The sequence below is a fragment of the Sphingobium sp. OAS761 genome, assembly GCF_024168485.1.
GTDB lineage: Bacteria > Pseudomonadota > Alphaproteobacteria > Sphingomonadales > Sphingomonadaceae > Sphingobium.
Map to the genome: position 1 here is coordinate 152311 of NZ_JALJVY010000003.1, position 24570 is coordinate 176880.

31 protein-coding genes and 1 tRNA gene are annotated in these 24570 nt (G+C 67.6%); 23 read left to right on the top strand and 9 right to left on the bottom strand.

What is annotated here, in order from left to right; all coding sequences use genetic code 11:
* Window positions 1-44: 44 nt before the first annotated feature.
* A tRNA-Leu gene (locus J3E64_RS05165) sits at window positions 45-131 on the bottom strand.
* A gap of 132 nt (window positions 132-263) precedes the next feature.
* On the opposite strand from J3E64_RS05165, the gene J3E64_RS05170 reads away from it, so the two are divergent.
* On the top strand, window positions 264-1019 hold the full coding sequence (locus J3E64_RS05170) for an alpha/beta hydrolase (RefSeq protein WP_253340572.1): 756 nt from the start codon (window positions 264-266) through the stop codon (window positions 1017-1019).
* Entirely contained in the window at window positions 1019-1867 is an 849-nt protein-coding gene (locus J3E64_RS05175) for a tetratricopeptide repeat protein (RefSeq protein WP_253340574.1), read from the top strand. Before J3E64_RS05170 ends, J3E64_RS05175 begins: the two co-directional genes overlap by 1 nt.
* 93 nt (window positions 1868-1960) lie before the next feature.
* Here the strand turns inward: J3E64_RS05175 and J3E64_RS05180 are convergent, their stop codons facing one another.
* Complete coding sequence (locus tag J3E64_RS05180) at window positions 1961-2671, bottom strand: SIMPL domain-containing protein (RefSeq protein WP_253340576.1); 711 nt, start codon at window positions 2669-2671, stop codon at window positions 1961-1963.
* Window positions 2672-2773: 102 nt separating this feature from the next.
* Here J3E64_RS05180 and J3E64_RS05185 point away from each other — a divergent pair, with 102 nt between their 5' ends.
* From J3E64_RS05185 to J3E64_RS05195, 3 genes are read left to right on the top strand one after another with little or no spacing between them, the layout of a single operon-like run.
* Window positions 2774-3208 carry a VOC family protein gene (locus J3E64_RS05185; protein WP_253340578.1) on the top strand — a complete coding sequence of 145 codons (435 nt, stop codon included), beginning with the start codon at window positions 2774-2776 and terminating at the stop codon, window positions 3206-3208.
* Between the two features lie 5 nt (window positions 3209-3213).
* Window positions 3214-3936: a hydroxyacylglutathione hydrolase gene (gloB, locus tag J3E64_RS05190; protein WP_253341001.1), complete on the top strand. Its 723-nt coding sequence runs from the start codon at window positions 3214-3216 to the stop codon at window positions 3934-3936.
* 55 nt (window positions 3937-3991) lie between these two features.
* Window positions 3992-4393, top strand: a complete 402-nt coding sequence (locus J3E64_RS05195) for a hypothetical protein (protein WP_253340580.1) — start codon at window positions 3992-3994, stop codon at window positions 4391-4393.
* A 25-nt stretch (window positions 4394-4418) separates the two neighbouring features.
* On the opposite strand, the gene J3E64_RS05200 is transcribed toward J3E64_RS05195, so the two are convergent.
* From J3E64_RS05200 to ruvA, 3 genes are all read right to left on the bottom strand, one after another.
* Complete coding sequence (locus J3E64_RS05200; protein WP_253341003.1) at window positions 4419-6173, bottom strand: long-chain fatty acid--CoA ligase; 1755 nt, start codon at window positions 6171-6173, stop codon at window positions 4419-4421.
* Between the two features lie 141 nt (window positions 6174-6314).
* Window positions 6315-7337, bottom strand: a complete 1023-nt coding sequence (gene ruvB / locus J3E64_RS05205) for a Holliday junction branch migration DNA helicase RuvB (RefSeq protein ID WP_253340582.1) — start codon at window positions 7335-7337, stop codon at window positions 6315-6317.
* Complete coding sequence (gene ruvA, locus J3E64_RS05210) at window positions 7334-7942, bottom strand: Holliday junction branch migration protein RuvA (protein WP_253340590.1); 609 nt, start codon at window positions 7940-7942, stop codon at window positions 7334-7336. The genes ruvB and ruvA overlap by 4 nt, the downstream gene beginning before the upstream one ends.
* 126 nt (window positions 7943-8068) lie before the next feature.
* On the opposite strand from ruvA, the gene J3E64_RS05215 reads away from it, so the two are divergent.
* Both J3E64_RS05215 and J3E64_RS05220 read left to right on the top strand, forming a co-directional pair.
* Window positions 8069-8638 carry a peptidase S14 gene (locus tag J3E64_RS05215; protein WP_253340593.1) on the top strand — a complete coding sequence of 190 codons (570 nt, stop codon included), beginning with the start codon at window positions 8069-8071 and terminating at the stop codon, window positions 8636-8638.
* Between the two features lie 40 nt (window positions 8639-8678).
* Complete coding sequence (locus J3E64_RS05220) at window positions 8679-9305, top strand: DUF1345 domain-containing protein (protein WP_253341005.1); 627 nt, start codon at window positions 8679-8681, stop codon at window positions 9303-9305.
* 99 nt (window positions 9306-9404) lie between these two features.
* On the opposite strand, the gene J3E64_RS05225 is transcribed toward J3E64_RS05220, so the two are convergent.
* The 3 genes from J3E64_RS05225 to J3E64_RS05235 form a co-directional block, all read right to left on the bottom strand.
* Window positions 9405-9752, bottom strand: coding sequence for a hypothetical protein (locus J3E64_RS05225; protein ID WP_253340595.1), 348 nt, complete (start codon window positions 9750-9752; stop codon window positions 9405-9407).
* A gap of 40 nt (window positions 9753-9792) precedes the next feature.
* Complete coding sequence (gene fumC / locus J3E64_RS05230) at window positions 9793-11178, bottom strand: class II fumarate hydratase (protein WP_253340603.1); 1386 nt, start codon at window positions 11176-11178, stop codon at window positions 9793-9795.
* Between the two features lie 113 nt (window positions 11179-11291).
* Window positions 11292-11768, bottom strand: a complete 477-nt coding sequence (locus J3E64_RS05235) for an SspB family protein (protein WP_253340605.1) — start codon at window positions 11766-11768, stop codon at window positions 11292-11294.
* A 98-nt stretch (window positions 11769-11866) separates the two neighbouring features.
* Here J3E64_RS05235 and hisB point away from each other — a divergent pair, with 98 nt between their 5' ends.
* From hisB to J3E64_RS05310, 15 genes are all read left to right on the top strand, one after another.
* A complete protein-coding gene (hisB, locus tag J3E64_RS05240) occupies window positions 11867-12454 on the top strand; it encodes an imidazoleglycerol-phosphate dehydratase HisB (protein WP_253341007.1) in 588 nt (195 codons plus the stop codon).
* Entirely contained in the window at window positions 12451-13068 is a 618-nt protein-coding gene (hisH, locus tag J3E64_RS05245) for an imidazole glycerol phosphate synthase subunit HisH (protein ID WP_253340607.1), read from the top strand. Before hisB ends, hisH begins: the two co-directional genes overlap by 4 nt.
* A 25-nt stretch (window positions 13069-13093) precedes the next feature.
* Window positions 13094-13831: a 1-(5-phosphoribosyl)-5-[(5-phosphoribosylamino)methylideneamino]imidazole-4-carboxamide isomerase gene (gene hisA, locus J3E64_RS05250; protein WP_253340609.1), complete on the top strand. Its 738-nt coding sequence runs from the start codon at window positions 13094-13096 to the stop codon at window positions 13829-13831.
* A gap of 11 nt (window positions 13832-13842) precedes the next feature.
* Window positions 13843-14619: an imidazole glycerol phosphate synthase subunit HisF gene (hisF, locus tag J3E64_RS05255; RefSeq protein WP_253340611.1), complete on the top strand. Its 777-nt coding sequence runs from the start codon at window positions 13843-13845 to the stop codon at window positions 14617-14619.
* Window positions 14620-14621: 2 nt separating this feature from the next.
* Window positions 14622-14942 (top strand): phosphoribosyl-ATP diphosphatase, encoded by a 321-nt coding sequence (locus J3E64_RS05260; protein ID WP_253340613.1) that lies wholly within the window; start codon window positions 14622-14624, stop codon window positions 14940-14942.
* 68 nt (window positions 14943-15010) lie between these two features.
* Window positions 15011-15568: a hypothetical protein gene (locus J3E64_RS05265; protein WP_253340615.1), complete on the top strand. Its 558-nt coding sequence runs from the start codon at window positions 15011-15013 to the stop codon at window positions 15566-15568.
* Between the two features lie 39 nt (window positions 15569-15607).
* On the top strand, window positions 15608-16243 hold the full coding sequence (locus J3E64_RS05270; RefSeq protein ID WP_301287135.1) for a nicotinate-nucleotide adenylyltransferase: 636 nt from the start codon (window positions 15608-15610) through the stop codon (window positions 16241-16243).
* 12 nt (window positions 16244-16255) lie between these two features.
* On the top strand, window positions 16256-16645 hold the full coding sequence (gene rsfS / locus J3E64_RS05275; RefSeq protein WP_253340619.1) for a ribosome silencing factor: 390 nt from the start codon (window positions 16256-16258) through the stop codon (window positions 16643-16645).
* 59 nt (window positions 16646-16704) lie between these two features.
* On the top strand, window positions 16705-17127 hold the full coding sequence (locus J3E64_RS05280) for a 23S rRNA (pseudouridine(1915)-N(3))-methyltransferase RlmH (protein WP_253340621.1): 423 nt from the start codon (window positions 16705-16707) through the stop codon (window positions 17125-17127).
* A gap of 51 nt (window positions 17128-17178) precedes the next feature.
* Entirely contained in the window at window positions 17179-18414 is a 1236-nt protein-coding gene (locus J3E64_RS05285; RefSeq protein ID WP_253340623.1) for a peptidoglycan DD-metalloendopeptidase family protein, read from the top strand.
* 188 nt (window positions 18415-18602) lie between these two features.
* The gene (locus J3E64_RS05290) at window positions 18603-19952 is read left to right on the top strand and encodes a S41 family peptidase (protein ID WP_253340625.1); all 1350 of its coding nucleotides are present in this window, start codon (window positions 18603-18605) and stop codon (window positions 19950-19952) included.
* 70 nt (window positions 19953-20022) lie between these two features.
* Window positions 20023-20505: a disulfide bond formation protein B gene (locus J3E64_RS05295; RefSeq protein WP_253340627.1), complete on the top strand. Its 483-nt coding sequence runs from the start codon at window positions 20023-20025 to the stop codon at window positions 20503-20505.
* A complete protein-coding gene (locus tag J3E64_RS05300; protein WP_253340629.1) occupies window positions 20502-21056 on the top strand; it encodes a demethoxyubiquinone hydroxylase family protein in 555 nt (184 codons plus the stop codon). The genes J3E64_RS05295 and J3E64_RS05300 overlap by 4 nt, the downstream gene beginning before the upstream one ends.
* Before the next feature lie 13 nt (window positions 21057-21069).
* The gene (locus J3E64_RS05305) at window positions 21070-21627 is read left to right on the top strand and encodes a hypothetical protein (RefSeq protein ID WP_253340631.1); all 558 of its coding nucleotides are present in this window, start codon (window positions 21070-21072) and stop codon (window positions 21625-21627) included.
* 94 nt (window positions 21628-21721) lie between these two features.
* On the top strand, window positions 21722-22114 hold the full coding sequence (locus J3E64_RS05310) for a hypothetical protein (protein ID WP_253340633.1): 393 nt from the start codon (window positions 21722-21724) through the stop codon (window positions 22112-22114).
* Between the two features lie 20 nt (window positions 22115-22134).
* On the opposite strand, the gene J3E64_RS05315 is transcribed toward J3E64_RS05310, so the two are convergent.
* On the bottom strand, window positions 22135-23040 hold the full coding sequence (locus J3E64_RS05315; RefSeq protein ID WP_253340635.1) for a histone deacetylase: 906 nt from the start codon (window positions 23038-23040) through the stop codon (window positions 22135-22137).
* A 56-nt stretch (window positions 23041-23096) separates the two neighbouring features.
* Between J3E64_RS05315 and J3E64_RS05320 the strand changes: the two genes are divergently transcribed.
* The gene (locus J3E64_RS05320) at window positions 23097-24566 is read left to right on the top strand and encodes a L,D-transpeptidase family protein (RefSeq protein ID WP_253340643.1); all 1470 of its coding nucleotides are present in this window, start codon (window positions 23097-23099) and stop codon (window positions 24564-24566) included.
* Window positions 24567-24570 lie beyond the last annotated feature (4 nt).

Genomic DNA, 24570 nt, shown 5'->3' on the forward strand with positions numbered 1-24570 from the left:
CCAGCCGCTTACTGGACTTGCCTGGACGCTACCAGAGCCAGTATTGGTGCCCAGAAGAGGACTCGAACCTCCACGACCTTGCGATCGCCAGCACCTGAAGCTGGTGCGTCTACCAATTCCGCCATCTGGGCACGGGGTAGGAGCGCGCAACTAGCCGGTGCCTCCGGGGCTGTCAACCGCGCGGCCGGCAATATTTTTCCCGCTTCTGGCGAAAGCTGCACTATGGCACGGGACCGGTTCCTCAAAGCGCGGAAAGACAATCGATGGATCAGACCCAGCTTTCGCCCCCCGCCCGGTTCGCGCGGCCGGACGGCGTGCATCTGGCCTATCGCCATCGCGCCGGGACAGGGCCGACGCTGGTTTTCCTGCCGGGATATATGTCGGACATGGAGGGCGGCAAGGCGGTGGCGCTGGATCGCTGGGCGGCATCGACCGGGCGCGCCATGCTGCGGCTCGATTATGGCGGCTGCGGCGCGAGCGAAGGGCGGTTCGACGCGGGCACATTGGCAAGCTGGCGCGACGATGCCCTTTTGCTGCTCGATTCTCTGGTCGAAGGCCCGGTCGTGCTGGTGGGATCGTCCATGGGCGGCTGGCTGGCGCTGCTCGTGGCGCTGGCCCGGCCGGAGCGGGTCGCGGCGATCGTCGGTATCGCGGCGGCGCCCGATTTTACCGAGTGGGGCTTTACCGACGCGGACAAGGCGCTGTTACAGACGGAAGGCCGGATCGAGGAGCCGACACCCTATGGCGATGATCCCTATGTGACCACGCGCGCCTTCTGGGAATCTGGACAGGCCTTGCGCCTGCTGGACGGTCAGATCGCCATCGATTGTCCGGTACGATTGCTGCAGGGACAACAGGATCCGGACGTGCCGTGGGACGTGGCGGTCGCCCTTGCCAGCCGGTTGCGTTCATCCGATGTGCAGACGCTGCTGATTAAGGACGGCGACCATCGCCTTTCCCGCGACGGCGACATTGCTTTGCTGATCCGGGCCGTCTCCGCCTTGCTGGACATGATCTGATGCCCCTTATCCTGCTGCCGCTGCTGCTTCAGGCCTATGACCCGGAAATCGAGGCGGTGATGAACCGCAAGGCAAAGGAGCGGCAGCAGGCCGCCGCCGCAGCCAGCCCATCCGAAGATGCTGCCGCTGCCCGGGATGGCAGGCTCCCCGTTCCGCCCCAATTCGCCGCGCCCTTTCAGGCCTGTCTGGAACAGGCGAACGAGGCGCCGGACGCGGGCATAGCCTTTGCCCAGAAATGGCGGATCGACGGCGGCAGCTTTTACGCCCGCCATTGCCTGGGCTTCGCCTATGCCCGGGCCGAGCGGTGGGCGCCGGCGGTCGTCGCGTTCGAACAGGCGGCGGAAGAGGCCGAACGGGGCGGCGAAATGACGCAGGGCGCGCGCCTGTGGGCACAGGCGGGCAACGCCGCGCTGGCCGGCGGGGATGCGGCAAAGGCCCGTGCCGATTTCGATGCGGCGCTGGCCCGCGGCCTGCCCGACGGACTGGAAAAGGGCGAGGTGCATCTCGACCGTGCCCGCGCCCTGGTCGCGCTGGGGGATATGACGGCGGCGCGGGAGTCGCTCGACACGGCACTCACCATGGCGCCGCAGGACCCGCTCGCCTGGCTGTTGTCCGCCACCCTGGCGCGGCGGACGGGCGAAATGGCGCTGGCCCGGGCGCATGTCGCCCGCGCGGTGAAGCTTTCGCCCGACGATGCCTCGGTCGCGCTGGAAGAAGGCAATGTCGCGATCTTGAGCGGCGAGGCGAACGTCGCGCGATCGGCCTGGGAACGTGCCGTCAGGCTGGCGCCCGATTCCCCCGCGGGGAAGGCAGCAGCCGACAATCTGACCCGCTTGCCACCGCCCTAGTGGATGGATTTCGACATTCGAGCGAGACTTGGCCTCGAACGGTATCGAATGTCGGAATCGGACCACCAGGCGCAGTTCCCCGCCCGTCGCCCGCTATTTTAGGTAAAAGTCGACCGTGGTGACGACGCGTACCTTCTTGTAGGGCGTGTCGCTCGACCCGTCGCCGCCGCCTTCGCCGTCGCGCGCGTCGATCGAGAAATAGCCCTGGGTCGCGCTCTTGATGCCGCCGACGCCTGCGCCGCTATCCTGGGCGAACTGTTCGGCGGCGGCGCGCGCATCCCTGGTGGCCGCCGCCACCATGTCGGGCTTGATGTCGTTGAGCTTGGTGAAGCTGTAACGCATGCCCGACCCTTCCTGTAGGGTCACGCCGCGCCGCACCAGGTCGAACTGCTGTGCGACGGCCTTTTGCGCGCGGGGGATGTCGGTCGTGCGCAGCAACATCCGCTGGGTGATGGTGATGGTGTTGACGCCGTTGTTGAGCCACTGGTTGACCCCCGCGCCCACCGGGGTCAGGTCGCCCGGCCGGAATCCCAGGGCCTGGAAATATGCGCGCAATTCCTTGGTATTGCTGTCGATTTCGGATCGCACTGCGGGCAGGTCGAAACCCGTGGCCGAATAGCTGATCGACCAGGTCGCCAGATCGGCGGTAACGTCCTTTTCCGCCAGGCCGCGCACGGTGACGGAACGGTCCGCCGCCTTCGCCCGCTTAAGTCCGTCGCCCAGCAGGTAGCCGCCGGCGACCACGCCGAAAGCCAGCAGGGCGGCGCTGCCCAGCATCACCTTGTCCCTTATGTCGAATGCCATCCGCTTTCCCCTTCCGTCCGGTGCCGTGCGACCTTATCTTGTAGGCATGTCTGCCATCGCCGAGATGAACCGTTGCTTTATAGCGACGAACGGAGAATAGCCATGCCCAAATATCTACATAGCATGATCCGCGTCACCGATGTCGATCGGACGATCGCCTTCTTCGAACTGCTCGGCCTCAAGGAACTGAGCCGGTTCGACAATGCGCAGGGCCGCTTCACGCTGATCTTCATGGCGGCCCCGGGGGACGAGGATGCACGGGTAGAGCTGACCTACAACTGGCCGCCGGAGGATGGCGGCACGCCCGAAGCCTATGATGGCGGGCGTAATTTCGGGCACCTGGCCTACCGGGTGGAAAATATCTACGACACCTGCCGGCGGCTGATGGACGCCGGGATCACCATCAACCGCCCGCCGCGCGACGGGCATATGGCGTTCGTCCGCACGCCCGACAATATCTCGATCGAACTGTTGCAGGACGGGCATCTGGAGCCAGCCGAACCCTGGGTTTCGATGCCCAATGTGGGGACATGGTGATGTCCATGCTGGACGTGGTGCGCATCCCGGTGCTGTCCGACAATTATGTCTGGCTGCTGCACGACCATGCCAGCGGCGACACGGTGGTGATCGATCCCGCCGTGGCGGAGCCGGTACTGGACGCGGCGGCGGCGCGCGGCTGGACCATCGGCCAGATCTGGAACACCCACTGGCATGGCGATCATGTCGGCGGCAATGCCGCCATCAGGGCAGCGACCGGATGCACCATCACCGGGCCGGCGGCGGAGGCGGCGAAGATCGGCACGCTCGACCGGACGGTCGGCGAAGGCGACAGCGTCCGGATCGGTGAGCATAGCGCCCGAGTGATGGCGGTTCCGGCCCATACCGCCGGGCACGTCGCCTATCACCTGGCCGACGACCATATGGTCTTTGTGGGCGACACATTGTTCGCGATGGGATGCGGCCGCCTGTTCGAAGGCACGGCGACGCAGATGTTCGACAATATGCGGCGGCTGGCCGCCCTGCCGGACGATACGATCGTCTATTGCGCGCATGAATATACGCTCTCGAACGGCCGCTTCGCCGTGCGGGTGGAGCCGGAAAATGCCGCGCTGGCGGCACGGGTGGCGGCGGTGGAAGCAGCCCGCGCGCGCGGCGAGGCCACCGTGCCGACGACAATCGGGCAGGAACGCGCGACCAACATCTTCATGCGCGCCCGCGACGCGGACGAACTGGCAGAGCGGCGGCTGGCCAAGGACGCGGCGTGACGGACCGGCCGCCATGGCATCGTCTCGCAGGACGGGTTTGCGAAGGAGAGACGCGATGCGCGGATGGATGATATGTGCCCCCCTGCTGCTGGCCGCCTGTGCCGGCGGCAATGTGCCCCGGCCGCTGACGGACAAACAGGCGGCGAAACTGGCCCAGGCGCTGGACGGCAAGGTCGCGGGCACGCCCGTCAGTTGCATCGACCGGCGGACGCAGAGCAACCTGACCGCCATCAGCGACACCGTGCTGCTCTATCGGGTCAGCCGCAAGCTGCTGTACCGGAACGACCTGATCGGCAGTTGCAGCGGTCTCGCACGCGGCGACATCGTCGTGACGCAGAGCTTCGGCACGCAATTGTGTCGCGGCGACATGACGCGCACCGTCGATCGCACGTCCGGCATGATGACCGGCGCCTGCGCCCTGGGCGACTTCACCCCCTATCGCACGCCGGCAGAATGAGTGCCGCGGACGCCCCGCGCCCGGATCACGCCTTGTACAGCGCGTCCAGCCGCTCGGCATAGCGCTGACGGATGACGTGCCGGCGGATTTTCATGGACGGCGTCATCTCGGCATTGTCGATCGTGAAGGGCTCGTCGGCCAGGATGAAGCGCCGGACCCGTTCCAGCACCGACAGGTCGGCGTTCACCCGGTCGACCGCCGCCCTGAGCGCGGCATGATAGCGCGGGTCGGCCGGCGCGGCGTCCACCGCCACCCCTTGCGACGTCGCCCAGTCGCGCGTCCATTCGGCGTCCGGCACGATCAGGCCGACCAGATAGGGGCGCCGGTCGCCATGCACCATCGCCTGCCCGATTTCCGGTTGCAGGGTCAGCATCCCCTCCACCTTCTGCGGTGACACATTGTCGCCCTTGTCGTTGACGATCAGATCCTTCTTCCGGTCGGTGATGCGGATGCGGCCCCTGGCGTCGAATTCACCGATGTCCCCTGTGTGCAGCCAGCCGTCCTTCAGCGCCTTTTCCGTCTCGGTCGGATTGCGCCAGTAACCGTGCATGACCAGTTCGCCCCGCACCAGGATCTCGCCGTCGTGGGCGATCTTCACCTCCACGCCCTCCAGCGGTGGGCCGACCGTGTCCATCGCGATGCCGGCCGCCGGGCGGTTGCAGCTGATGACCGGCCCGGCCTCGGTCTGGCCATAGCCTTGCAGCAGCGTCAGCCCCATGGCCTGGAAGAACAGACCCACATCGGGGTTGAGCGGCGCCCCGCCCGATACCAAAGCCTTCATCCGCCCGCCGAAACGCGCGCGGACCTTGGGGATCAGCGTGCGCGACAGCAGCGCTTTCATCGGCAGGTCGAGGATCGATCCCCTGCCCGCCTGCTCCTTCGCCGCGATCCGCAGCGCCTGGCCCAGCAGATAGGCCGGGAACTTGCCCTGCTTCTCGATCGACTTGATGATCCGCGTGCGCAGCACCTCGAACAGGCGGGGGACGACCACCATGATGGTGGGGCGCGCCTCCTCGATATTGCCGGCCAGCTTTTCCAGCCCCTCGGCATAATAGATCTGGCCGCCCAGCAGAATGGGCAGGAACTGCCCGCCGCTATGTTCATAGGCATGGGACAGCGGCAGGAACGACAGGAACACCTCGTCGCCCCAACCGAAATCCTCCGCCACGATCCGGCCCGCACCCTCGCAATTCTGGAGGATCGCGCCATGATGCTGCATCACCCCGCGCGGCGCGCCGCCGGTCCCGCTGGTATAGATGATGCACGCCTGGTCGTCGCGCGTCGCGGTTTGCGCCGCGGCGCATATGTCGACGTCGGCGGCCGGATCGTCCGCATGGGCAGCGATCAGGTCGGCCCACATGTGGCTGGCGCCTTCCCCCTGCGCGGCGCGCAGCGGTTCCATGCCGATGACGAAGCTCGCCTGCGACCGGACGACCGCCGGCATCAGCGTCGCGGCCAGCTTGGCCGTGGATACGATCACGGCGCGGGCGCCGCTATCGGTCAGGATATGCTGATGATCGCGCGTCGTGTTGGTGGTGTAGGTGGGCACGGTGATACAGCCCGCCGCCATGATCGCCAGGTCGGCGATGCAGAATTCGGGTCGGTTCTCGCTGACCAGCATCACCGGATCGCCCGGCTTCAACCCCTGCGCCTTCAGCGCGGCGGCCAGCGCGGCAACCTGCCTTGCGACCTCGGTCCAGCTCTGCGCGTGCCACGCGCCGGCGGCCTTATGCCACAGAAAGGGGGCATCGCCGCGCTCCTTGGCGCGCGCGAAGAACATAGTGACCAGGTTGGGAAATTTCTCGATCGCCCTCAAAGGCTCGACTCCTGTTGCGTTCGGCGCGTCTGTCGCGCGCCTGACCATCGCAAGAGCCTATAACGGCGCCGCGCCGTAACGGCCATGCTTTTCCGCTGCTATGCGTCAGTCGAACAGCCCGTCCTGCGATCCTGCCGGCGGATTGAGGCCCAGATGCTTCCAACCCGGCCCGTTCAGGCACCGCCCGCGCGCGGTTCGTGCGATCAGGCCAAGCTGGATCAGATAGGGTTCGACCACTTCCTCCAGCGTGTCGCGCGCTTCCGACAGCCCGGCCGCCAGCGTTTCGACACCCACCGGCCCGCCGCGGTAGATGTCGGCGATCATCATCAGATAACGCCGGTCCATCAGGTCGAGACCCAGATGGTCGACCTCCAGCCGGAGCAGCGCCGTGTCGGCGACCTTGCGATCCACGGTCGGCGCACCCGCCACATTGGCAAAGTCGCGCACGCGGCGCAGCAGACGCCCGGCGATGCGAGGCGTGCCCCGCGACCGGCGTGCGATTTCCGTCGCCCCGTCCGGCGTGATCGCCAGGTCCAGCAACCGCGCGGCGCGCCGTACGACCAGTTCCAGTTCGTCGACCGTGTAGAATTGCAACCGCACCGGAATGCCGAACCGGTCGCGCAGCGGGGTCGTCAGCAACCCCTGCCGTGTGGTCGCGCCGACCAGCGTGAACCGCGGCAGGTCGATCCGCACCGACCGGGCCGAAGGTCCCTCCCCGATCATCAGGTCGAGCGCCCGGTCCTCCATCGCGGGATACAGCACTTCCTCCACCGCCGGGTTGAGGCGATGTATCTCGTCGACGAACAATACGTCGCCCTCGTCCAGATTGGTGAGCAGCGCGGCCAGGTCGCCCGACTTGGCGATGACCGGTCCGGACGTGGCGCGAAAACCCACGCCCATTTCCTTGGCGACGATCTGCGCCAGCGTGGTCTTGCCAAGGCCCGGCGGTCCGAAAAACAGGACATGGTCCAGCGCGTCGCCGCGCGACCGCGCCGCCTGGATGAAGATGCGCAGGTTCTCGCGCGCGGCCTGCTGTCCGACAAATTCGTCGAGCGATTTGGGACGCAGCGCGGCATCGACATCCTCCGGCCGGCGCGCGGGGGTCAACAGACGGTCGTCCTCGTTCACTTCGCCGCCTTCCGCAGCGCCAGCCGCACCATCGCGTCAAGGCTGGCGCCTTCGCCCAGTTCCGCCTCGGCGGCGGCAACGGCGCTGCTCGCCTCGGCGGGTTTGAACCCCAGATTCTGAAGCGCGGACAGCGCATCCGCGCTCAGGCTGCCGACGGGAAGCGGCACCGGCCCGCCCGTCCCCAACGGACCGGCGGCGGGCGCCGCACCGATCTTGTCCTTCAATTCGTTGACGATGCGCTGCGCCAGCTTCGGTCCGACGCCGTTCGCGCGCGCCACCATCGCCTTGTCGCCGGTGGCGACGGCGCGATGCAGTTCGGCCGGCTCCAGCGCCGACAATATGGCCAGCGCCACGCGCGACCCGACGCCCTGCACATGGGTCAGCAGGCGGAACCAGTCGCGCTCCTCGGCCCGGGCGAAGCCGACGAGGCGGATGGAATCCTCCGCCACCAGCATTTCGGTGTGGATCGTCACCGCTTCGCCTACCGCGCCCAGCGCCGCCAGCGTCCGCGACGAAGCGCCGACGAGATAGCCCACGCCGCCGACATCGATCACCGCATGGTCGATGCCGGTGCTGTCCAGTCGTCCCTTGAGTTTGGCGATCATGCCCGCAGCCCGTTGGTCATGATCTGTTCTTTACAGCCTGTGGCGACGGGCGCCAGTTGAAAAGCACGGCACCTTTTTGCGGGCCGCGCGTAGTGCAGCCCGACACCCCCTATCGGAAGACGCTTCATGACCGCACCGCTGCTGACATCCAAGGATTTCGAATTTCCCGCGATCACCCTTTCGGGCATCGTGGACCATGGCATGTATCTCCATTTCCGCAATTGCCTGGGCACCGCGCCGCAACAGGGGCTGGTGGTGGTGGAAATTTCCACCCTGGGCGGCGATCCGGAAATCGCGCGGATGATGGGGGAGGATATACGCTTTCATTCCGATCTCTATCCGGCCCGCCGGCTGGTCTTCCTGGGCAAGACGGCGGTCTATTCGGCCGGCGCGACCTTCATGAGCTTCTTTGCGGCCGAAAACCGCTATGTCACGCGCGGCACGCGCCTGATGATCCATGAACGCCTGATCACCAAGACGATTCAGCTTTCCGGGCCGCTTTCAACCTGTATCGCGACGCTCAAAGCCAATCTCAACGAGATAGAATCGTCCATCGCCATCCAGAATGAGGGTTTCCAGAACCTCATCCTGGGGTCGCAGGTGACGATGGAGGAACTGCTGCAAAAGGCCCCTGAAAACTGGTATCTCGAAGCGACGGAGGCGCAGGCGATGGGCTTGATCGCGGCGGTGCTGTGATAGACCTGCCGCCATCGGCGATGCCCCTTGGGGTGGCATGATGCGCGCGTCCGCCATCTTCCCCTGGCGTTACGGCATGTTCCTGCTGCTGCTCGGCGGCATCGCGCCGCTGTCGCTGGCGATGGTGTGGCACGAGGCGGTGATGGCGGGGTTCGATCTCGCCGCGCTGGCCTTCCTGGTGGCGACCGTTCCGCTGCTGCGGGCCGATCCTGCGGCGATGCGGGCGAAGGCGGCGGCCAATGATGCCAACCGGGGGCTGATGCTGCTGCTGACCGGCGTCGTCAGCCTGGTCGTGCTCGTGACGGTGGGCGTGGCCGTCACGCAGCGCGGCGGGCCCGACGGCCTCGCCATCGCGCTGTTGCTGGCCACGCTGGTCCTTGCCTGGCTATTCTCGAACCTCGTCTACGCCATGCATTATGCGCATCTTTTCTACCTGTCCGACGGGCGGGGCGCCGACAGCGGCGGGCTCGACTTTCCCGGCGACGAGGAACCGGGCTACTGGGATTTCATTTATTTCGCCTTCACGCTGGGCATGACGTTCCAGACATCGGATGTGGCGATACAGGCAAGGACCATGCGGCGCACGGTCATCCTGCACTGCTTCGCGGCCTTCCTGTTCAACCTCGGCGTGCTGGCCTTCACCATCAACGTGCTGGGCGGCGGCTAAAGTCTTTTCACATCGGGCAAAGCATCGGGCGAACAGCGCCGCTGTTCGAACGCCCCATGTCCCGAACCGTCGACCCTGAAAGGTCGACTGTAGATCGTTCTAGCGCTTGCCCGCCTTGCGCGCGCTTTCGATCGGAATCGGCTTCGCCGTCCGGTCGGTCAGCAGCTTCTGCGCCTTGCGGCGGTCGACCTCGCGTTTCGCCTCGTAAAGCTTGCCCGCCATATAGGCGCCCGTCACCATCAGCGCGCCGGCCGGATAGCGCATGATCAACCGCTTGGCGCCCATGCCGGCCAGCAGGCCGAACACACCCTTCTTGCCGGTCTGAGCCGCGACGCGGGTGGCGACCAGCGTCGCGCCGACGCGGGCCGTCTTGCGCAGCAAACCCGCCTTCTTGGGCGGAAACACCGTGCTCAACGGCGTGGCGGGCTGGGGCTTTTTCGTCTTCATAGAGGGTTAATGTATCGCGCGCGCGCCGGTTCCGCCAGCATCACACCATATTTTCAGGCCGCACCAGGCGGTCGAACGTCGCTGCGTCGACCAGACCCAGTTCCAGTCCCGCTTCCTTCAGCGTGCTGCCGGTCGCATGGGCATGCTTGGCGATCTTCGCCGCATTGTCGTAGCCGATTTCCGGCGCCAGCGCCGTGACCAGCATCAGCGATCGGTCGACCAGTTCGGCGATGCGATCCTCGTTCGCCCGCAACCCCTCGACGCAGCGCTGTGCGAAACTGTCCATGCCCACGCTCAGCAGATGGATGGACCGCAGCACGGCCGCGCCGATCAGCGGCTTGAAGACATTGAGTTCCATCTGCCCCTGCATCCCGCCCACCGTCACCGCCTGGTGATTGCCGATGACCTGGGCCGCGACCATCGTGAGCATCTCGCACTGGGTGGGGTTGACCTTGCCCGGCATGATCGAACTGCCCGGCTCGTTGGCGGGCAGGTCCAGTTCGCCCAGCCCCGAGCGCGGCCCGCTGCCGAGCAGGCGGATGTCGTTGGCGATCTTCGTCAGCGCGACGGCGATGCTGTTCAGCCGCCCGGAAAAATCGACCAGCGTGTCGTGGCTGGCCAGCGCCTCGAACTTGTTGGGCGCGGTTTCGAAGGGAAAGCCGGCAATGGCCGCGATCTCGGCCGCGACGTCGCGCGCGAAACCTTCGGGCGCGTTGAGCCCTGTGCCGACCGCCGTGCCGCCCTGCGCCAGCCGCGACAGCCCATGCTCGACCAGCGGCATGGTGCGCGTGCGGGCCAGGCGGACCTGCGCATAATAGCCGGAAAATTCCTGGCCCAGCGTCAGCGGCGTCGCGTCCTGCAAATGGGTGCGGCCGATCTTCACTATGTGGCTCCACGCCTTCGCCTTGTCCAGCAGCGCGCCTTCCAGCCGTTCGAGCGCGGGCAGCAGATGTCTTTGCGCCGCCAGCGCGGCGGCGACGTGCATGGCGGTGGGGAAGCTGTCGTTCGACGACTGGCCGAAGTTCACATGGTCGTTGGGATGCACCGGCGCCTTGCCGCCGCGGGTGCCGGTCAGCATTTCATTGGCGCGTCCCGCGATCACCTCATTGACGTTCATGTTCGACTGGGTGCCGCTGCCAGTCTGCCAGATGACCAGCGGGAACTGGTCGTCGTGGCGCCCGTCGATCACCTCGGCGGCGGCGGCCTCGATCGCATCGGCGATGGCGGGGTCCAGCCCGTGGCGCCGGTTCACCCGGGCCGCCGCCTGCTTCACGATGGCAAGGGCATGGATGATGCCGATCGGCATTCTCTCCGTCGCGCCGAACGGGAAATTCTCGATACTGCGCTGCGTCTGCGCCCCCCAATAGGCGTCGGCCGGAACGGCGATCGGTCCGATGCTGTCGGTTTCGGTGCGGGTGGCGGGCATCGGCTATCTCCGGTCCTGACGGGGTGCCTACCATCTAGGACGGGAAAACGCCCGTCCAAGGGGCGCGGTGCTCAGCTTGGTGGACGCTTAAGCGGGCCGGGACGCCAACGCCCCTATTTCTTCTTCCCGAAATCCACGGTCACGACGTTGGACCCGTCCTCGGCCACGACGGTCGGCGCATCGTTTTCGGCCGCGTCATGGGGTTCGGGATCGATGTCCGACTGCACCTGGAATTGCAGCGCGAAATTGACCGCCGGATCGACGAAGGCGGTGATGGCGCTGAAGGGAATGACAAGGTGCGCGGCCACCTGGTTGAAGGTCAGGCTGACCTCGAAATGATGGTCGCTGACCTTCAGGTCCCAGAATTTGTTCTGGAGGACGACGGTCATCTCGTCCGGGAAGCGTTCGATCAGGTGCCGGGGGATGTCCACGCCCGGCGCCTGAGTCTTGAAGGTGATGTAGAAATGATGCGTGCCCGGCAGGCCACCGGTCTCCTGCACCTCCCCCAGCACGCGGCCGACAACGGCACGCAGGGCTTCCTGCACGATTTCGTCATAGGGAATCAGGCTGTCGGGCAGGTCGTCGCTCATGATCCCCATGTCCTAACGGCACGAAACAGGCGGTCAACCCCGCCCGGCACTTTGCATGGCGCGATTGCATGATGGGCGCGACGCGCTATAGGGCGGCCATGCGCACGGCCGAGATTCACCGCAACACGGCGGAAACCAAGATCGACGTCACCGTCAACCTGGACGGAACGGGCCTCTACACCGTGTCGACCGGCATCGGTTTCCTGGATCACATGATCGAACAGCTGTCGCGCCATTCGCTGATCGACATGGACGTCAGGACGGTGGGTGATCTGCATGTCGACCAGCATCACACTACCGAGGACACGGCGATCGCGATCGGTGAGGCGCTGGCCAGGGCACTGGGCGACAAGCGCGGCATTTCCCGCTACGGCAGCGTCTATTCGCCGATGGACGAAACGCTGACCCGCGTCGCGCTCGACATTTCGGGCCGCCCCTGGCTGGTATGCAAACTGCCCTTCACGGTGGAGAAGATCGGCGAATGGGACGCGGAGATGGTCGAACATTTCTTCCACAGCTTCGCCCAGTCGGCCGGCATCACGCTGCACATCGAAAATCTGTATGGCGGCAACAATCACCATATTGTCGAAAGCGCGTTCAAGGGGCTGGCCCGCGCGCTGCGGCAGGCAGTGGAGATCGACCCGCGCAAGGCTGACGCCATTCCGTCGACCAAGGGGATGCTGTGACCGGGATCGCCCTTATCGACTATGGCGCGGGCAATCTCCATTCGGTGCATAATGCGCTGCGCAAGGCGGGCGCGGACGACGTGACCATCACCGCCGATGCCGACAGGGTGCGGCGGGCCGACCGCATCGTGCTGCCGGGCGTGGGCGCCTTTCGCGCGTGCCGCGACGCGCTGGTGGCGATCCCCGGCATGGTCGATGCGATGGGCGAGGCGGTGAACGGCCGTGGCACGCCCTTTCTGGGCGTGTGCGTTGGGATGCAGTTGCTCGCCGACGCGGGGGAGGAATTCGGCCGGCATGACGGGCTGGGATGGATTCCCGGCACCGTCCGTTTGATCGAACCTGCCGATCCCGCGATCAAGGTGCCGCACATGGGCTGGAACGATGTCGCGCTGGAGGGCGCGCCGCCCCTGCTGGAGGCGGGCGAGGCCTATTTCCTGCACAGCTATCATTTCGATGCCGCCGAACCCGCCCATATCGCCGCGACGACGACCCATGGCGGCCCGCTGGTCGCGGCGGTCGCGCGCGACACCATCATCGGCTGCCAGTTCCACCCGGAAAAGAGCCAGCGCTACGGCCTTGCCTTCCTGTCCCGTTTTCTCGACTGGCGGCCCTGATCCGTCCGTCCGCAAAGGTGTCGCCATGTCCCTGATCGTCTTTCCCGCCATCGACCTGAAAGAAGGGCAGGTCGTGCGCCTGGCCGAAGGCGACATGGACCGCGCCACCGTCTATGGCGACGACCCCGCGGCACAGGCCCTGATCTTCGCCCAGGCCGGCGCGCAGCATCTGCACGTCGTCGATCTGGACGGCAGCTTTGCAGGTCGCGCCGTCAACGCGCAGGCGGTCGAGTCCATTGTCGAGGCCTTCCCCGGCCATGTCCAGCTGGGCGGGGGCATCCGCAACCGCGAAGCGGTGGAACGCTGGTTCGACCTTGGCGTGTCGCGCATCGTCATCGGCACGGCGGCGCTCAAGGACCCCGCCTTCGTCAAGGCGGCTGCGCGCGACTTTCCCGGCGGCATCGTCGTCGCGGTCGATGCACGCGACGGCTTCGTCGCGACCGACGGCTGGGCGGAAAAGAGCGACATGCCGGTCATCGACCTCGCCCGCCGGTTCGAGGATGCGGGCGTCGCCAGCCTGCTCTTCACCGATGTCGGCCGCGACGGGCTGCTCAAGGGCTGCAACATAGACGCGACCGTCGACCTCGCGCGGGCGACCGACATTCCCGTGATCGCCAGCGGCGGCGTGGCGGGCATTGCCGACATCCGCATTCTCAGCCTGCACGCGGACGAGGGGATAGAGGGCGTCATCACCGGCCGCGCCCTCTATGACGGCCGCCTGGACCTGAAAACCGCGCTGGCCGTGGCGCAGGCGGCGGCCTGAGGGACCATGGCATGACCGTCCGCACCCGCGTCATTCCCTGCCTGGACGTCGCCGACGGGCGCGTTGTGAAGGGCGTCAATTTCGTCGACCTGCGCGATGCGGGCGATCCGGTCGAACAGGCGAAGCTATACGACGCGGCGGGCGCGGACGAACTGTGCTTCCTGGACATCACGGCGACCCATGAGGCGCGCGGGACCATCCTGGACGTGGTGCGCCGCACCGCGGAAGTCTGCTTCATGCCGGTGACCGTGGGCGGCGGCGTGCGCAGCGCGGAGGATGCGCGCGCGCTGCTGCTGGCCGGCGCGGACAAGGTCGCGGTCAACAGCGCGGCGGTCGCCCGGCCCGAACTGGTTGCCGACATCGCCGACCGCTTCGGCGCGCAGTGCATCGTGGGATCGGTGGACGCGCGGCGGGTCGGCGAAGGCCGCTGGGAAATCTTCACTCATGGCGGCCGCAAGCCGACCGGGATCGACGCGCTGGAGCATGCGATGCGCCTTGCCGAACTGGGCGCGGGCGAATTGCTGGTCACCTCGATGGACGGGGACGGCACGAAAAAGGGCTATGACCTGGCGCTGACCCGCGCCATCGCCGATGCGGTGGCGGTGCCGGTGATCGCCAGCGGCGGCGTGGGCACGCTCGATCATCTGGTCGAAGGCGTGGTGAAGGGCCATGCGAGCGCAGTGCTGGCGGCCAGCATCTTCCATTTCGGGCAACATAGCATCAGCGAGGCCCATGCCGCGCTGGCGGCGGCGGGCGTACCGGTGCGGGTGCCGGTGACGGGGGAATAGCGATGCGCGAAACACTCGACAGGCTGGAACAGACCATTCGCGCCCGGCGCGGCGCGGACCCTGCGGCCTCCTATGTGGCGAAGCTGTCGGCGAAGGGCCGGGCCAAGATCGCGCAGAAGGTCGGCGAGGAAGCCGTGGAGGCGGTGATCGCCGCCATGGCGGACGACCGGGCGGGCGCGATCGGCGAAAGCGCGGACCTGATCTTCCACCTGCTGCTGCTGCTGGCCGACATGGATATTCCGTTCGCCACGGTGCTGGACGAACTGGACCGGCGCGAAGGCGTGTCGGGCATCGCGGAAAAGGCGGCGCGGCCCAGGGATTGACCTTTGCGGCCGGGAAAGAATCCGGCCCTGCCGCGTTAAGGCCCCGATATTCCAAATGGGGAGGCATCATGGTTCGGACCCTGATCGGCGGACTGCTCGGCGGTTTCGCCATGTTCATCATCGGCTTCCTGTTCTGGGGCACGCCGCTCAGCGCGCTGGCGCTCAGCCGTGCGGACGGACAGGCCAGCGCCAATTTGCAGGCGGCAATGGCGCAGGCGCTGACCCCCGGCGGCACCGGGGTCTATTTCATTCCCGACCCCTCGACCGCGGAAGGGACCGTGCTGTTCGGCAAGGGTCCGGTGGCGCAGATCTTCTATAACAGCAGCGGATTTCCGGTGACCGACGGCGCGGCGCTGATCGGCGGGCTGATCCTGGCGCTGGCCGTGGGGATCATCATCGCGCTGGCGCTCGGCTTCGTGGCCGGCGGGCTGGCGGCGCGGGTGCGCGCCACCCTGCTGTTTGCGCTGGCCGCAGTGCTGTGGCTGCATGTCGGGCAGGCCGTGTTCAACCATGCGCCCTGGGGATATATCCTCTATCTGGCCTTCAGCGATTTCGTCGCGCTGGTCGCCGCCGGACTGATCGCCGCGAAGCTGATGGAAAAGCGGGGCCCTGCGCCGGCCGCCTGAGGCCGGCCCATTGCCGCGCCGCGCGGCGGCTGGCATGGCATGGCGATGAAGAAGATCGGTCTGCTGGGTGGCTCTTTCAATCCGGCGCATGGCGGGCATCGCGCCATTTCCCTGTTCGCCGCGAAGGCGCTGGCCCTGGACGAGCTGTGGTGGCTGGTGTCGCCGGGCAATCCGCTGAAACCCGCACGCGGCATGGCGCCGCTCGCCGCGCGGGTCGCCCGCGCGCAAAGGGTCGCGCGCCGCGCCCCGATTCGCGCGACCGCGATAGAGGCGCAACTGGGCACGCGCTACACCGTCGACACATTGCGCGCGATCCGCGCGCGCTACCCCCGCAACCGGTTCATCTGGCTTATGGGAGCCGACAATCTGGCCCAGTTCGGCCAATGGAAGGACTGGCGCGGCATCGCGCGACAGATGCCCATTGCCGTCATCGCCCGACCGGGCTATGATGACGATGCTCGTGGCTCTGCGGCCATGAACTGGCTGCGGCGCTTCGTCCGGCCCGCGCGCCAGAGTGCAGACTGGACGAATTGGAGAGTGCCGGCGCTCGTGCTATTGCGCTTTCGCCCTGATCCAAGATCGGCAACCCTGCTGCGGCAGGCAGACCCCCTCTGGCATCGCGAATATGAAGCAACGCGTGTGCGCGATCCGCTCACGCGCCGGTATATCGTCTAGATTGGAGTATGTTTGACTAACCTCGCCCCTGCCAACGATACGGTGCCCGGCGCCGATTCCGTGGCCGCCCTGCACGCCCTTGTCATGCAGTCGCTCGACGACGACCAGGCGCAGGAAACCATCTCCATCCCCCTGGAAGGCAAGAGCAGCATCGCCGATCACATGGTGATCGCGAGCGGCCGTTCGTCGCGTCAGGTCGCGGCCATGGCCCAGCATCTGGCCGAAAGGATCAAGAAGGAAACGGGCCGTTCCGCGCGGGTCGAAGGCCTTCCGGTCGCCGACTGGGTGCTGATCGACGCGGGCGACGTGATCGTCCACCTGTTCAAGCCCGAAGTGCGCAGCTTCTACAATCTGGAACGGATGTGGGGCTTCGTCGACGCGCCGGTGGCCGGGACCGCCTGACGCCGCAGTCCGGACCGGCCCCTTCGACAGGGGCGCGATGACGGGCTAGGGGAGGCGCCATGCTCCTCCACATCATCGCGCGCGGCAAGATCGGGCGCTCGCCCGAAGCCGACCTTGTCGACCGCTATGCCAAGCGGCTGACCATGCCGTTCAGGGTGACCGAACTGCCCGACCGGGGCGGCAAATTGCCGCCCGTCGGTCCCGGCGCGGTCACGGTCATGCTGGATGAAAAGGGCAAGCAGCTCGGGTCGATGGACTTTGCCCGCCGGATCGAAGGCTGGCGCGACGCGGGTACGCGCGAATGCCGCTTCCTGATCGGCGCGGCGGACGGATTCGATGATACCGAGCGGGCCAATGCCGACCTGCTGATCGCCTTCGGCGCCATGACCTGGCCCCACATGATGGCCCGCGCGATGCTGGCGGAACAACTCTGGCGCGCCTGCTCGATCCTGGCGGGGCACCCCTATCATCGCGAAGGCTAGAATCGCTCGGCCTTTTTGCCTAGGCAGGCTTGGAAACGGGCGGGACGGCAGGTGAAACGCGACATCCTCATTGCGGGCGGACTGGCGGGGCTGATGGCCCTTGCGGCCACGCGCCTGCCCGCGGCGGATGGCGATGCGATCATCCTGCAGGGAACGGCGGGCACGACGCTGGCGCAGGAGCAGCAGGCGCTCAAGGATGCGCGGCGCCAGTCGGTCGAGGCGCGCGCCCGGTCCGAGCGGCTGGAGCAGCAGGCGGGCGCGGCGCGCGACGAAGCGGAGCAGGCGCGCCGTCGCGCCGCCGCCGTCGCCGCCCGCATCCAGCAGGCCGAAGCGGACATCGCGGCCGCGCGGGCACGCATCGCCATCGTCGCGCGCCGCCAACGGGCGCAGGCGGCGCGGCTGGCCGAAAAGCAGGAACCGGTCGTCCGGCTGACCGCCGCGCTTCAGATGATGGCGCGGCGGCCGGTCGCGCTCGCCCTGGTGCAGCCGGGCAGCGTCACCGACGCGGTCCACATGCGCGCCGTGCTGGGCCAGGTGCTGCCGGTGATCGAACAGCGCACGGCGGGGCTGCGCGCGGAACTGGCCGAAAGCCGCAGGCTGCGCGCGATCGCGCAGCAGGCCGCCGATGCGCTGGCGCAGGCACAGGACGATCGCAAGCGGCAGCAGACCGAACTGGCGGCGCTGGAATCGCGCAAGCGCCTCGACGCGCGCGACTATCGCGCCAATGCGGGGCTGGAAAGCGACCGTGCGCTGGCGCTGGGCGAACGGGCGCGCGACATTGTCGACCTGATGGACCGGCTGGAGGAAGCGGGTGACCTGCGCGATCGGCTGGCGGCCCTGTCCGGCCCGCTGATCCGGCCCGCCCGCCCCGAACGGGCGGGCGCCGCCGCACCGGAGCGCGCGGTCGCCGACAGCGGCCCGCCCCCCTATCGCCTGCCCGTCATCGGCCAGCTCGTGACCGGCATGGGCGAGGTGAACGACAGCGGCGTGCGATCGCGCGGCCTGACGCTGGTGACGCAGCCGGACGCGCAGGCGATCGCGCCGACCGCCGGCCGCGTCGCCTTCGCCGGCCCCTATCGCGATTACGGCCAGATCCTCATCATCGACCATGGTCAGGGCTGGACCACGCTGATCACCGGCCTGCACCGTGTCACCGTGAATGTCGGCGACACCGTGCGGCAGGGCGATCCGGTCGGTATCACCGGCGCCGAGCGCCCGAACATCACCGTCGAACTGCGCCGCAACGGGCGGCCGGTGGACATCGTGCCACTGGTCGGGCTGGGATAGGCATCGACAGGCGCATCATCTGGTGACGGCACGGCCGGGCGGGTCCCGGCCGCCCTTGGCGTGGCAGGCCGCCCCCGCCCATTAACCCGACGCTCATCGGTCAGGGACGACGCTGGTCGAAGCGCGCTTTTGCGTTGCGGCGCGAATCGGCGTATATCGGGGCATCGATGCGAATTCCTAGGACAGCCATGAAATCCACCTTCCTCCAGGGCGCGGTCGCGCTCGGGGCGCTTGCGCTCATTCCTGCCACCACCGCCGCGCTCGCCGACGGGGAAGCGTCGAGCTACAAGGCGCTCGACGAGTTCATGGACGTGTTCCAGAAGGTCCGCAGCGACTATGTCGAGAAGGTCGACGACGAAAAGCTGATCAAGGGCGCGATCGACGGCATGCTCGCCAGCCTCGACCCGCATTCGAGCTTCCTCGATGCACGCGACTTCCAGAATCTGCGCACCCAGACGGAGGGCAGCTACGGCGGCCTGGGCCTTTCGGTCACGCAGGAGGATGGCGCGGTCAAGGTGATCGCACCGACGCAGGACACCCCGGCCTGGCGCGCGGGGATCAAGGCCGGCGACTATATCACCCATCTGGACGGCCAGCTCATCTACGGCGGCACGCTGGACGAGGCGGTGGACAAGATGCGCGGCGCGCCCGGCACGGCGATCAAGATCACCATCGTGCGGCCGGGCCGCGACAAACCGATCGACCTGACCCTGACGCGCGAGATCATCCAGCTCAAGCCCGTCAAATGGGAAGTGAAGAAGAATATCGGCGTCATCACCATCGTCAGCTTCTCCGCCAATACCGGCGCGGACGTGCGGCAGGCGATCCGCAGCATCGACAAGAGCTTGGGCCACAAGCCCACCGGCTATGTGCTCGACCTGCGCTCCAACCCCGGCGGCCTGCTGGACGAAGCGGTAACGGTCAGCGACACCTTCCTGGAACGTGGCGAGATCGTGTCGCAGCGCGGCCGGCAAAAGGGCGATGTGGAACGCTATTATGCCAAGCCCGGCGACGACGCGAAGGGCCTGCCGGTCATCGTGCTGGTCGACGCCGGGTCCGCATCGGCATCGGAAATCGTCGCGGGCGCGTTACAGGACCAGCATCGCGCGCTGGTCATGGGCGAACGCAGCTTCGGCAAGGGCAGCGTGCAGACCATGCTGCCGCTCAGCAACACGACCGCGCTCAAGCTGACGACCGCGCGCTACTACACGCCCTCGGGTCGCAGCGTGCAGGAAGGCGGCATCCAGCCCGACATCCGCGTGCCGCAACTGTCCGATCCCGACTACAAGAACCGGCCCAAATTCCGCGAAAGCGACCTGCGCCGTCACCTGATCAACGAGATCAAGACCGACGACGCCGCGCTGGAGGAGGATGTGAAGGACGATCCGCGCTTCGCCATGAGCGCCGAGGATCTCAAGAAGCAGGGCATCGAGGATTTCCAGATGGATTATGCGCTGCGGACGATTTCGCGGCTGGCGGGCACGCCGGGCGCCGCGGTCGCGCAGGCGCAGGCCGGGCGCAGGCCGGGCGCGAAATAATCGCCTTGCGACGCGCCGGCCGCGGCAGGTTCAGCATGACGAAAGGCGCACGAGCGTCTAAACCCACGGCATGAACGCCCGCCCCCTCGCCCTTGCCCGCGCGATCGCGCTGCTCACCCCGCTGTTCATGCTGGGTGGCGCCTATGCCTTTCAATATGTCGGCGGCCTGCACCCGTGCGAGATGTGCTGGTGGCAGCGTTATGCCCATATGGCGGCCATCCCGCCGGCCCTGATCGCCTATGCGTTGCGCGCGCGCCCCTGCTGGAGCGCGCTGTTCGCCGGACTGGCCGGCCTTGCCATCGGCGTGGGCGGCGGCATCGGCCTGTTCCACGCCGGGGTCGAATATGGCTGGTGGGAAGGGTTGACCGCCTGTTCCACCACTCCGACAGGGGGCGGCGACATATTGGCGCAGATCATGGCGAGCCCCATCACCCGCTGCGACGTCGCGCCGTGGAGCCTGATGGGCATTTCCATGGCGGGCTATAACGGCCTCTTGTCGGGCGTCGCCGCGCTCGCCATCTTGGGCCTGCTGGCAAAGGCGAGGACGGCATGAGCGCACCGCATGATTTCCCGCGCCCGGGCAAGGGCTCCAGCGCGCGGGACCGCGCGTCGATGCTGCGCGTCGATCAGGCGGGGGAATTCGGCGCGACCCGCATCTATGCAGGGCAGCGCGCGGTGATGGGCGACCGCCATCCCCATGGCCGGGTGATCGCCGGCATGGCGGCGCAGGAGGAACGGCATCGCGAAGCGTTCGATGCGATGATCGCCCGGCGCGGCGTGCGGCCCACGTTGCTGGCGCCGGTCTGGAACGTGGCGGGTTTCGCGCTGGGCGCGGTGACGGCGGCGATGGGGCCACGTGCCGCAATGGCCTGCACCGCCGCGATCGAGACCGAGATCGACCGCCATTATGCCGAACAGCTCGATGCATTGGGTGCCGACGATCCGGAACTGTCCGCCGCCATCGCGGATTTTCAGGCGGAGGAGGTCGAGCATCGCGAAACCGCCATCGCCCATGGCGCGCAGCAGGCTCCGGCCTATCCCCTATTGTCCGGCGCCATCCGTTTGGGCTGTCGTGCCGCCATCGCGCTGTCGAAGCGCATCTGAAAAGGACCGACCGATGAGGAAGACCCCGATGATCGCCGCACTGCTGTTGATGGGGGCGCCCGCGCTGGCGCAGCAGGACAGCGCACCCCCCGCCGCCAGCACCGGCGAGTCCGAAAAGGTGAACCTGGTCATCGTCTATGGCGACGACGCCTGCCCGCAGAGCCAGGGGAACGAGATCGTGGTGTGCGCGCGCAAGGGCGAGGACGAACGCTATCGCATCCCAGAACCGTTGCGCGGCGATCCCAACAAGCCCAGCAACCAGGCGTGGGGAGAGCGGGTGCGGTCGATGGAATATGTAGGCCGGTCCGGCACCGAAAGCTGCTCGCCGTCCGGCTCGGGCGGCGCGACCGGCTGCTTCGCGCAGCTTGCCCGCCTGGCCAAGGCCGAACGGCAGGCCGCCGACAATGCGAGCTGGAAGGATCTGGTCGCGGCCGAACGCGCCAAGCGCCTGTCCACCATCGACGCCGACAGCGAGGCGATCGAGGCACGGGTGAAGGCGGAGGAAGCCGCCGCCGCGAAGGCGGACGAAGCGGCGGCGCAGCAGGACGATACCTCGCCGCCGCAGCAATGACGGCCGGCGCCGTGCCGCGCCGTCTGAACGCATGAACCGCCGGGGCATTGGGCCGCCCCGGCACAGGCTACAGGGGTATGAAGGACCAGGACCGATGCGGCGCCACGTCATGATTTCCCTTTTGCTCGCCGGGCTCGCGCCGGCCCCCGCCCTGGCGCAGGCGCAACCGCCACCCGAACGGATCATCAACCTGCTGGTCTATGGCGACGATCCATGTCCGCAGGGGCAGGGCGACGAAATCGTCGTCTGCGCCCGCCGTCCGGAATCCGAACGCTACCGCATCCCCAAGAAGCTGCGCGAAAAGCCCGCGCCCTCGGGCGGACCGGGATGGGGCAGCCAGGTGGCGACCATGGAGCAGGTGCAGCGTTCAACCTTGCCGGGCAGCTGTTCGGTGAACGGGTCCAACGGCTTTACCGGCTGCACCGCCAAGATGCTGGAACAATGGTTCGCCGAGCGGCGGATGCAGGAAAGCAGGGGCGAACCCTGAGGAAAGGCGCCGCCGCGCGGCTACCCGCACCGAGCCGCCTCCTCCGCCAGCCGGATCATGCAGGCGGCGTGGCGGCGGGCAACGGCCATGCGGTCCGCGCCATAGCCGCCCCCCATCGTGCTGGCGATCGGCACCCCCCGCACCCGCGCCTGCCGCATCACCAGCCGGTCGCGCGCATCCAGCCCGGCGTCGGTCAGGGCTAGCCGGCCCAGCCGGTCGTCCATATGCGGATCGACCCCGGCCTGATAGAGGATGAGGCCGGGCTCGAAATCGTCCAGCACGCGCGGCAGCGTATCGGACAGCATCGCGAGATAGGGGGCATCCTCGACCCGGTCGGGCAGCGCGATGTCCAGGCTGGAACGCGCCTTGCGCGCCGGGAAATTGCGTTCGGCGTGGACCGACAGGGTGAAGATGTCGGCGCGCCCCGCCGTCAGCGCGGCGGTTCCGTCACCTTGGTGCACGTCGAGGTCCAGGATCAGGATGCGGCTTGCATCCCCTTGCGCGATCAGCCGGTGCGCCGCCACCGCCAGGTCGTTGAACACGCAATAGCCGGCCCCGGTATCGGCCAGCGCATGATGGCTGCCGCCCGCCGCGTTGGCGGCATAGCCATGCACCAGCGCCAGCCGCGCCGCCGCCCATGTGCCGCCGGGCGACAATTGCGCGCGGCGCGACACGCGCTGCGTCACGGCAAAGCCGATCCGCCGCTCCTTGGCCGGGGGCACGGCGCACCGCAGCACCTCGTCGACATAATCGGGGTCGTGCACCGCCTCCAGCCAGGGACGGGGCATCGGATCGGGCGCGTGGATCGTCATCGTCACGCCGCTTTCGCGAAGCGCCTCCATGACGAGGCCATATTTGTCGAAACGAAACGCGCTGCCCTGTGTTGCAGGAGAGACATAGGCGGGATGGTGAACAACGTGCAGCATGATCTTTTCCGCTATCCCGATTCCAACCCGTACCGCTTTAGGCTATCTGGTCGCCCATGAACGCACTATCCCACATCCGTTTCCCGCTGCTCGCCATGCTCGGCCTTGGCGCCGCGCCGGCGCTCGCGCAGGACGCCGCCGCCGGAATGCCGCCCCCGGCGGTCGTGCCCACCCTGCCGCCGGAGGGCATGGTCCAGCCGCTGCCCGGTCAGGCCGCGCCGCTGCCGCCCGTCCCCGTGCCCGCCCTGTCGCCCGCGCAGGAGGAATGGGCCAACGCCTGGCTGCGCACCGGCACGCAACAGGGCCTGATGGCGCGCAGCCGTCCGGCAAAGCCCTTGTCCGGCGAAGCCCTGGTCAGCGCCCTGCTGGACCGCGCCCGCGCGCTCAGCACCGGGCGGATCGACGGCGCCGATTTCCTGGAGGTCTGGGCGATGCGGCCCGATCCGTTCAACCCCCGCCCATCGCTGGCGCAGGCGGTTGCCGACGACCGGCTGGCGCAATGGGCCGCCGGCCTGACGCCGCCCTATACCGGCTATGCCTATCTGCAAAAGGGGCTGATCCGCTACGAAGGGATACGCGATTCCGGCGGCTGGCCCACGCTCGCGTCCGGCGCATCGGCCGACGCCATCCGCAGGCGCGTGGGCATAGAGGACCCTGCCGTGACGCCGGGCGAACCGGTCGTGGACGTGCTGCAACGAGCGCAGCGCCGCTACGGGCTCAACCCCACCGGCCAGCTCGATGCGCGGACGCTGACCGCGCTCAATGTGCCGGTGGAAGACCGGATCGCGGCGATCATGGCCAATATGGAACGCTGGCGCTGGATGCCGCGCACGCTGCCGATCAACCGCGTGCAGGTGAACATCGCCGCCGCCGTGCTGACCGTGTTCGAAGGCGATCAGCCGGTCACGTCCATGCGGGCCGTCACGGGCAGCCCGACCAACCAGACGCCGATGCTGTCGTCCAGCATCCATTCCATCGTGGTCAATCCGCCCTGGAACGTGCCGATGTCGATCGCCAATCGCGAACTCTTCCCCAAGGGGCGCGCGACGCTGATCAAGCAAGGATACAAGATCGTCAAGACGCCGGAGGGCGGCGAGCGCATCGTGCAGCCGGCCGGGCCGGGCAGCGCGCTGGGGCGGTTGAAGTTCGATTTCAACAATCCCTTTGCCGTCTATCTGCACGACACACCCTCGCGCGGCAAATTTTCCAGCTACGACCGGCTTGCCAGCCATGGCTGCGTGCGGTTGCAGAAGCCGGTCGAACTGGCCGAACTGATGGTCGCGGGCGATCCCAAGCTTGACGGCCAGATCCAGACGCTGATCGACAGCGGCAAGACCCAGCGTGTGTCCCTGCCCGAACAGGTCGCCGTCTATCTGCTCTACTGGACCGCATTCGCCGGCAGCAACGGGGTGGTCAGTTTCCGCGCCGATCCCTATGGCTGGGACAAGCTGCTGGCGCAGAAGATCGAGGCCTCGTCGGATCGCGCCGACCCGGCCAAGCCATCCACCATCGCTTCGAAGGATTGACGCC